The sequence below is a fragment of the Pseudomonas sp. K5002 genome, from assembly GCF_013386655.1.
Lineage (GTDB): Bacteria > Pseudomonadota > Gammaproteobacteria > Pseudomonadales > Pseudomonadaceae > Aquipseudomonas.
Map to the genome: position 1 here is coordinate 87429 of NZ_JACARK010000044.1, position 7127 is coordinate 94555.

The 7127-nt window shown below is 58.2% G+C and carries 10 protein-coding genes; 3 read left to right on the forward strand and 7 right to left on the reverse strand.

Annotated features, from left to right (window positions below):
* Window positions 1–15: 15 nt before the first annotated feature.
* The gene (infC, locus tag HX846_RS03055; protein ID WP_169875357.1) at window positions 16–567 is read right to left on the reverse strand and encodes a translation initiation factor IF-3; all 552 of its coding nucleotides are present in this window, start codon (window positions 565–567) and stop codon (window positions 16–18) included.
* Entirely contained in the window at window positions 567–2489 is a 1923-nt protein-coding gene (thrS, locus tag HX846_RS03060) for a threonine--tRNA ligase (RefSeq protein WP_003219944.1), read from the reverse strand. The genes infC and thrS overlap by 1 nt, the downstream gene beginning before the upstream one ends.
* A 364-nt stretch (window positions 2490–2853) precedes the next feature.
* Here thrS and HX846_RS03065 point away from each other — a divergent pair, with 364 nt between their 5' ends.
* Window positions 2854–3168: a hypothetical protein gene (locus tag HX846_RS03065; RefSeq protein ID WP_080673250.1), complete on the forward strand. Its 315-nt coding sequence runs from the start codon at window positions 2854–2856 to the stop codon at window positions 3166–3168.
* A gap of 289 nt (window positions 3169–3457) precedes the next feature.
* Window positions 3458–3670: a cold-shock protein gene (locus HX846_RS03070; protein ID WP_003179963.1), complete on the forward strand. Its 213-nt coding sequence runs from the start codon at window positions 3458–3460 to the stop codon at window positions 3668–3670.
* Window positions 3671–3743: 73 nt separating this feature from the next.
* Here the strand turns inward: HX846_RS03070 and HX846_RS03075 are convergent, their stop codons facing one another.
* Together HX846_RS03075 and HX846_RS03080 are read right to left on the reverse strand one after the other, a co-directional pair.
* Window positions 3744–4064: an I78 family peptidase inhibitor gene (locus HX846_RS03075; protein WP_008438688.1), complete on the reverse strand. Its 321-nt coding sequence runs from the start codon at window positions 4062–4064 to the stop codon at window positions 3744–3746.
* 147 nt (window positions 4065–4211) lie between these two features.
* Window positions 4212–4517, reverse strand: a complete 306-nt coding sequence (locus HX846_RS03080) for a hypothetical protein (RefSeq protein WP_102368537.1) — start codon at window positions 4515–4517, stop codon at window positions 4212–4214.
* 142 nt (window positions 4518–4659) lie between these two features.
* On the opposite strand from HX846_RS03080, the gene HX846_RS03085 reads away from it, so the two are divergent.
* Window positions 4660–4872 (forward strand): hypothetical protein, encoded by a 213-nt coding sequence (locus tag HX846_RS03085; protein ID WP_076014608.1) that lies wholly within the window; start codon window positions 4660–4662, stop codon window positions 4870–4872.
* A gap of 33 nt (window positions 4873–4905) precedes the next feature.
* Here HX846_RS03085 and HX846_RS03090 read toward each other — a convergent pair whose 3' ends face one another.
* The 3 genes from HX846_RS03090 to HX846_RS03100 form a co-directional block, all read right to left on the reverse strand.
* Entirely contained in the window at window positions 4906–5934 is a 1029-nt protein-coding gene (locus HX846_RS03090; protein ID WP_003219953.1) for a nucleoside hydrolase, read from the reverse strand.
* Between the two features lie 26 nt (window positions 5935–5960).
* Complete coding sequence (gene rbsD / locus HX846_RS03095) at window positions 5961–6365, reverse strand: D-ribose pyranase (RefSeq protein ID WP_177028847.1); 405 nt, start codon at window positions 6363–6365, stop codon at window positions 5961–5963.
* The coding region (locus HX846_RS03100) for a PfkB family carbohydrate kinase (RefSeq protein ID WP_178964958.1) at window positions 6362–7127 on the reverse strand (766 nt) is incomplete at its 5' end. The genes rbsD and HX846_RS03100, both read right to left, overlap by 4 nt.

A 7127-nucleotide genomic window follows, 5' to 3' on the forward strand; every position in this document is an offset into this window, starting at 1 on the left:
GCCGTGCCCTATTGATTACTTCTTCTTTTTCGGGGCGATGACCATAATAAGCTGGCGTCCTTCCATCTTAGGATGCTGTTCGACCGAACCGTACTCGAGCAGGTCAGCTTCAACCCGCTTGAGGAGTTCCATCCCCAGCTCCTGGTGGGCCATCTCACGGCCGCGGAATCGCAAGGATACCTTGGCCCTGTCCCCATCACTCAGGAAACGTACCAGGTTGCGCAGTTTTACCTGGTAATCCCCTTCCTCCGTCCCTGGACGAAACTTGATTTCTTTTACTTGAATCTGCTTCTGGTTCTTCTTCGCCGCGGCAATCTGCTTCTTCTTCTCAAAGATCGACTTGCCGTAGTCCATCACCCGGCAAACGGGTGGGATTGCGTCGGCGGAGATTTCCACCAGGTCCAATTTGGACTCTTCAGCAATACGAAGCGCTTCATCAATCGAGACGATGCCAATCTGCTCGCCGTCAGCGCCAATTAACCGAACCTCGCGTGCCGAGATATTCTCGTTGATCGGGGCTTTCGGTGCAGCTCGTTTATCTTGTCTCATTTCACGCTTAATAATAATTACTCCGAATCTGGGCGACCACGCCGGGAAACCGCTTGCGCGAGGAACTCAGCGAACTGGGCGACGGGCATCGAGCCCAGGTCAGCACCTTCACGAGTACGCACAGCGACAGTCTGCATCTCGACTTCCCGATCTCCGATAACCAAAAGATAGGGAACCTTGAGCAAAGTATGCTCGCGGATTTTAAAGCCGATCTTTTCATTTCTCAAGTCGGACTTGGCACGAAATCCGCTTTCATTGAGAGTTTTTTCAACTTCAGCGGCAAAATCTGCCTGTTTATCAGTGATATTCATGATCACTGCCTGGGTCGGAGCCAGCCACGCAGGGAATGCACCCTCGTAGTGCTCGATCAGGATCCCGACGAACCGTTCGAACGAGCCGAGGATCGCCCGGTGCAGCATAACCGGGTGTTTACGGCTGTTGTCTTCGGAGACGTATTCGGCTCCCAGACGGATCGGCAGGTTAAAATCGAGCTGCAGGGTACCACACTGCCAGACGCGACCAAGGCAATCTTTCAGCGAGAACTCGATCTTCGGACCGTAGAACGCGCCCTCGCCCGGCTGCAAGTCGTATGCAAGCCCCGCACTGTCCAGCGCTGCGGCCAGTGCAGCTTCGGCGCGATCCCACAGTTCGTCGGAACCGACGCGCTTTTCCGGACGAGTGGACAGCTTCATCTCGACTTCGGTGAAACCGAAATCGCGGTACACGTCCATGGTCAGCTTGATGAATGCAGCGGATTCGGCCTGCATCTGCTCTTCGGTGCAGAAGATGTGGGCGTCATCCTGAGTGAAGCCGCGCACGCGCATGATGCCGTGCAGTGCACCCGATGGCTCGTTACGGTGGCAGGCACCGAACTCGGCCAGGCGCATCGGCAACTCGCGGTAGCTCTTCAGGCCCTGGTTGAACACCTGTACGTGGCACGGGCAGTTCATCGGCTTGATGGCGTAGTCGCGGTTTTCCGACTGGGTGGTGAACATGTTGTCGGCGTAGTTGGCCCAGTGCCCGGATTTCTCCCACAGGCTGCGGTCAACGACTTGCGGCGTCTTGATCTCCAGGTAGCCGTTGTCGCGCTGAACCTTGCGCATGTACTGCTCGAGCACCTGGTACAGGGTCCAGCCGTTCGGGTGCCAGAACACCATGCCCGGCGCTTCTTCCTGGAGGTGGAACAGGTTCAGGCGCTTGCCGATCTTGCGATGGTCGCGTTTTTCGGCTTCTTCGATGCGCTGGATGTAGGCCGCCAGCTGCTTCTTGTCAGCCCAGGCAGTGCCGTAGATCCGCTGCAGTTGTTCGTTCTTCGCGTCACCGCGCCAGTAGGCACCGGACAGCTTGGTCAGCTTGAATGACTTGAGGAAGCGTGTGTTCGGCACGTGCGGGCCACGGCACATGTCGACATATTCTTCGTGGTAATACAGGCCCATGGCCTGCTCGTCCGGCATGTCTTCCACCAGGCGCAGCTTGTAGTCTTCGCCGCGGGCGGTGAACACGTCGATCACTTCGGCACGCGGAGTGACTTTCTTGATGACGTCGTAATCTTTTTCGATCAGCGCGTGCATGCGCTGCTCGATGGCCGCCAAGTCGTCCGGGGTGAAAGGACGCTCGTAGGCGATGTCGTAATAGAAGCCTTCGTCGATGACCGGGCCGATGACCATCTTCGCGGTTGGGTACAGTTGCTTGACCGCATGGCCAATCAGGTGCGCGCAAGAGTGGCGAATGATCTCCAGCCCCTCTTGATCCTTGGGCGTGATGATTTGCAGGCTGGCATCGCCGGTGATCAGGTCGCTGGCGTCAACCAGCTTGCCGTCGACCTTGCCGGCCACGGTGGCCTTGGCCAGGCCGGCACCAATGGATGCGGCGACCTCGGCTACGGAAACCGAATGATCGAATGAACGTTGACTGCCGTCGGGAAGAGTAATAGTTGGCATGGCGCCTCCTCTCCTAGTGGTGACCCCTACCAAAGGTCACGTGGGTTGGGATGAGCCAGTACAAGATCCAATACCAGGCCGTTCAGTGATGAACGCCTGCCTTACAGCGGCAGGAGCCTTTCGGCCAACCGATAATCGAACCAGAGTGACTGGAGTTAAACAAAAAAGACCTTGGCAAGGCGGCATAGGGCGCGCCGGAAAATAGCCAAGCGAAAGATGCTAGCACAGATGAACGGTCATGGCGCCGAAGCCGCTTCACGAAACGAAAATTCCCGGCTTTTAAGGGCAAAAGTGAACTTGAACTGTACGGCAGCCCTCAAACACACCGAGAATCGCCGTTCGTCCACGACTCCAGGAGCATTTGATTATGCGTTTTACCTCGACTTTCGCCCTTGCTGCATCCCTGACCCTCATGTCCCTGGGTGCGCACGCCGCAGCCCCGTCGAACTGGCCTGCCGGTGCGCGGGACAGCTTCATCAAGGATTGCAGCGCAGCCGCCCAGCAAAGTGTTGATGCCAAAACCGCCAAAGACCACTGTGAATGTGGCGCGGACAAAATCAATGCCGAATTGAGCAGTGCCGAAATCAAGGAACTCATGACCAACCAGAACGCAGATCCCGCGCTCAAGACCAAAGCTGTGACGGCTATTTCGTCCTGCAAAGTCGTGAAGAAAAAGTAATTTTTACACCCTGCCAGACCGGCTGAAGGACCAGAAATCGCCATGAAAACTGCCATTTCTCACAAATTACGCAGCTTTTACGGCTTTTTTTAACAGCTGATATTTCGCCTGAAAGCCCCGTAGATCGGGGCTTTCAGCCAACCAAGGCATGAAACACAACGCGATTGATTAGCAAACAATGCCTTGGGGGGGCTCCCAAGCCGAACATTTCGACTATGATAGCTCGGTGTGCCCAGTTGGCCTGAGCAGCACAGCACTACTGAAAATATATGTTTCTTGGAGATACACCATGTCTAATCGCCAAACCGGCACCGTTAAATGGTTCAACGATGAAAAAGGCTTCGGCTTCATCACTCCTCAAGGTGGCGGTGACGACCTGTTCGTACACTTCAAAGCTATCGAAAGCGACGGTTTCAAAAGCCTGAAAGAAGGCCAAACCGTTTCCTTCGTGGCTGAGAAAGGCCAAAAGGGTATGCAAGCTGCACAGGTTCGCCCAGAGTAATTCTGCGCCGAACTAAAAAAACCCCGTCCATGTGACGGGGTTTTTTATGGCCTGGAGAAAAGCGCTGGAGCAATCAGCCGCAATTGACCCGATTGATCACAAGGTTGTCATCGGTATTGAGGTTCAGGCGATCGGAGCGGTATTCCAGCGTGACCATGTCATCTGGCTTGAGAATGCGTGCGTTCTGCGCTCCGGCGCGGCTACGGGCCTGTTCCAGCAATTGTGGCGAAGCTTTCTGGCCGATTGCGAACTCGGCAGCCTTCGCCTCACAGCGGCTATGACCAGCATCGGTCACGGCAGTGTCTTTGGCTGGCTCAGAGGTACCCGGGGTGCTGCAACCCGACAAGGCGAGCGCAGCCAACAAAGTACCGAATGATGCGAGCTTCCAAGGCATGAAGCCTCCTTTGAGAAAAAATGGACAGAGATCGTGCGACCGTGGTTTGGCCGATTGGTTTCAGAATTGTCACAATTGGCTGTGGGCCAGTCTGCCTGAGTCGACACCGGGCGCTGGCGAATCAATCGTCACCAGATATGAACGCACTCAGTAGATGTCGATGTAATCAAACGGCGGGGTTGGCCAATTCTGCTTGAGCGCGTTGAAAATCTGCATCACCCACACCTCGTCGCTGGCTGCGACGTTGCCGACATAACCCGAACCCGCCGCCCAGGTCTCCAGGCGGAACAGAAGGCCGTCGATATCGACGCCACCCACCACGCCCGAAGAAATGTAGGCAATGCCGGCATTGGTAACGCGCAATTGGGTGTGAACGTTGTCACTGGCGGACGCAAGCAGCTGCCGCACAGCGTCCAGCGTCAGGTTGACGGGGTTGTTCAAGTCGATCTGCACGCGGTTTGCCCTGGCAATTAAACAAGCGGACAGTGTCGCACAGCCCTCCCCTCATGCCTAAGTAGCAGTGCCAAACACGGCGCAAAATGGTTAACTCCACACGCAGAACGCACTAACCGCCTTTCAGCCTCGCGAGACACCCATGACCATCGTCACGATCCACGCCGACATCAAAGCCAAGTGGCCCCAAGGGCAAAGCTCCTATAGCCCGGGCAGCCCGGAGGAGTTGGCAATCATCGGTATCGACCTGCTGGTCAAGGAACTGGGCACACAGGCCGCGCAGGCATTCATCGGCCAGGTATTCGAGAAATACCCGGCCGATCACATGGGGGCGCCAGACCCCGAGCGCGAATAAGACCCGGCCGACGAACGTCGACCGGCAGGCTGTTTACTTCAGGCGACCAAGGCGTTCGGTCAGCAGATCGAAGAAGCCCTGGGCATCGCCATTTTCAACCCAGAACGCGTTCTTCGGTTGTTTCAGGCCATCGTACCAGTCGACGATGGTCTGGCCGAAGGTCGGGCCTTCACGGCTGTCCACCACCACGTTGACCTCACGGCCGCTGAACAGCGCAGGCTTGAGCAGGTAGGCAATGACGGTAGCGTCATGCACCGGGCCGCCCGGGATGCCGTAGTGCTCCATATCGCCCTTGACGTATTCATTGAGAATATCGCCCACCACCTTGCTCGCGTTGTTGTTCAGCGCAGCGATTTGCTTCAGGCGTGCGTCGCTGGTCAGGACCTTGTGGGTCACGTCCAACGGCAGGTAGGTCAGCTTGACGCCGCTCTTGAGCACGATCTCGGCCGCGATCGGGTCGGCGAACAGGTTGAACTCGGCCACCGGCGTGATATTGCCGCCGTTGAAGTGCGCGCCACCCATCACCACCACTTCCTTGATGCCTTGAGTGATCTCCGGCGCCTGGGTCAATGCCAGCGCCAGGTTGGTCTGCGGACCGAGCATGGCGATGGTGATGCTGTGGGGCTTGGCGGTGCTGAGGGTCTTGATCAGGTAATCAACGGCATTGCCTTCGGCCAGGCCTTTTTTCGGCTCATGCACGGTGACGCCGGAGATACCTTCCTTGCCATGGATGTTTTCAGCGTAGATCGGCGTGCGCAGCATCGGTTTCGGTGCACCGGCATATACCGGGATGTCCTCGCGCCCTGCCCATTCGCGGGCCAGGCGTGCGTTGCGGGAGGTCTTGTCGAGGCGCACGTTACCGGCAACGGTGGTCAGCGCGCGGATCTGCAGTTCATCGGGCGAAGCCATGGCGAACAGCAAGGCAACCACGTCGTCGGCACCGGGATCGGTGTCGATGATCAGGTCGATTTTTTCCGCCGCGTGGGCGCTTGCAGCAGTTAGCACGGACAAAAGCAGCACACTCCGGAACAGGTGTCGCAGGGTTTGGGTACCACGTTGCATGACGCACTCCTTGTCGTTGGGGAATTCTAGAACGTTACGCCGGAAACCAGCGCGATATTGCAGTAGGGCTGGCACTCGCCGGTGCGCACCACCGCCCTCGCCTTGCGGCTGAGCTGCTTGAACTCTTCATGGCTGACCAGGCGGCGCTCGCCGAGGGCGGCCTGTTCGGCCAGGGTATTGAGATCCGCCAGGGCCGGCGGTTGCTTGAGCAGGATTTCTTCCGCGAGCACGTGGCTTTCCACCTGCATCTCGCTGAGGACGATGCGCAAGGTACTGACGAAATCCGGAATGCCTTTGGTCAGCGCCAGGTCGATCAGCTCGACACCCGGCGGCACCGGCAAGCCGGCATCACCGATCACCAGAATGTCGCCATGGCCAAGGGATGCGATCACCCGCGACAGCGCGATATTGAGCAAGGGAGTCTTTTTCATGAGGGCACAAAACCTTGGACGTCATGCAATGTGGGAATAGAGGGTTGCGCACCCGCGCGGGTCACGGACAGCGCGGCGGCTACCTGGCCGAAACGAATGGCCTCGGCCTCGCTCCTGCCGTTGGCCAGCGCGGCTGCGAAACCGCCGACGAAGGTGTCACCGGCAGCCGTGGTATCGACCGCCTTGACCTTGGGCGCGACCAGGTGCTCGAAGCCTTGGCCATCGGCAAACAACGCGCCTTCGGAGCCGAGGGTAATGATCACTTTGCCAGCACCGGCCTTGATCAGGCGTGTCGCGGCGGCCTTGGCGCTGTCCAGCGAGTCGACCACCACGCCGCTCAAGGCCGAGGCTTCGCTTTCATTGGGAATCAGGTAGTCGATGGCGGCGTACCAATCCTCGGGCAGCGGACCACTGGCCGGCGCCGGGTTCAGGATCACCGTCTTGCCCAGCTCGCGACCGCGCTTGAGGGCATGGCCGACAGTCTCCATCGGCGTTTCCAGCTGGCAGACAATCACGTCGGCAGCCTGCAGCACACTGTCAAATGCCTGTAATTTGGCTGGGGTCAGCTCGCCATTGCTACCGGCGACAATAACGATCGCATTCTGGCTGCTGTCATCCACCACGATCAGCGCCACGCCGCTGGAACCGTCGACGGTGCTGACGGCCTGGCAATCAATGCCCTCCACCAGCAACGCGTCGCGCAATTGCGCGCCATAGGCATCGGTGCCCACGCAGCCGACCATGGCGACCTCAGCCCCGAGG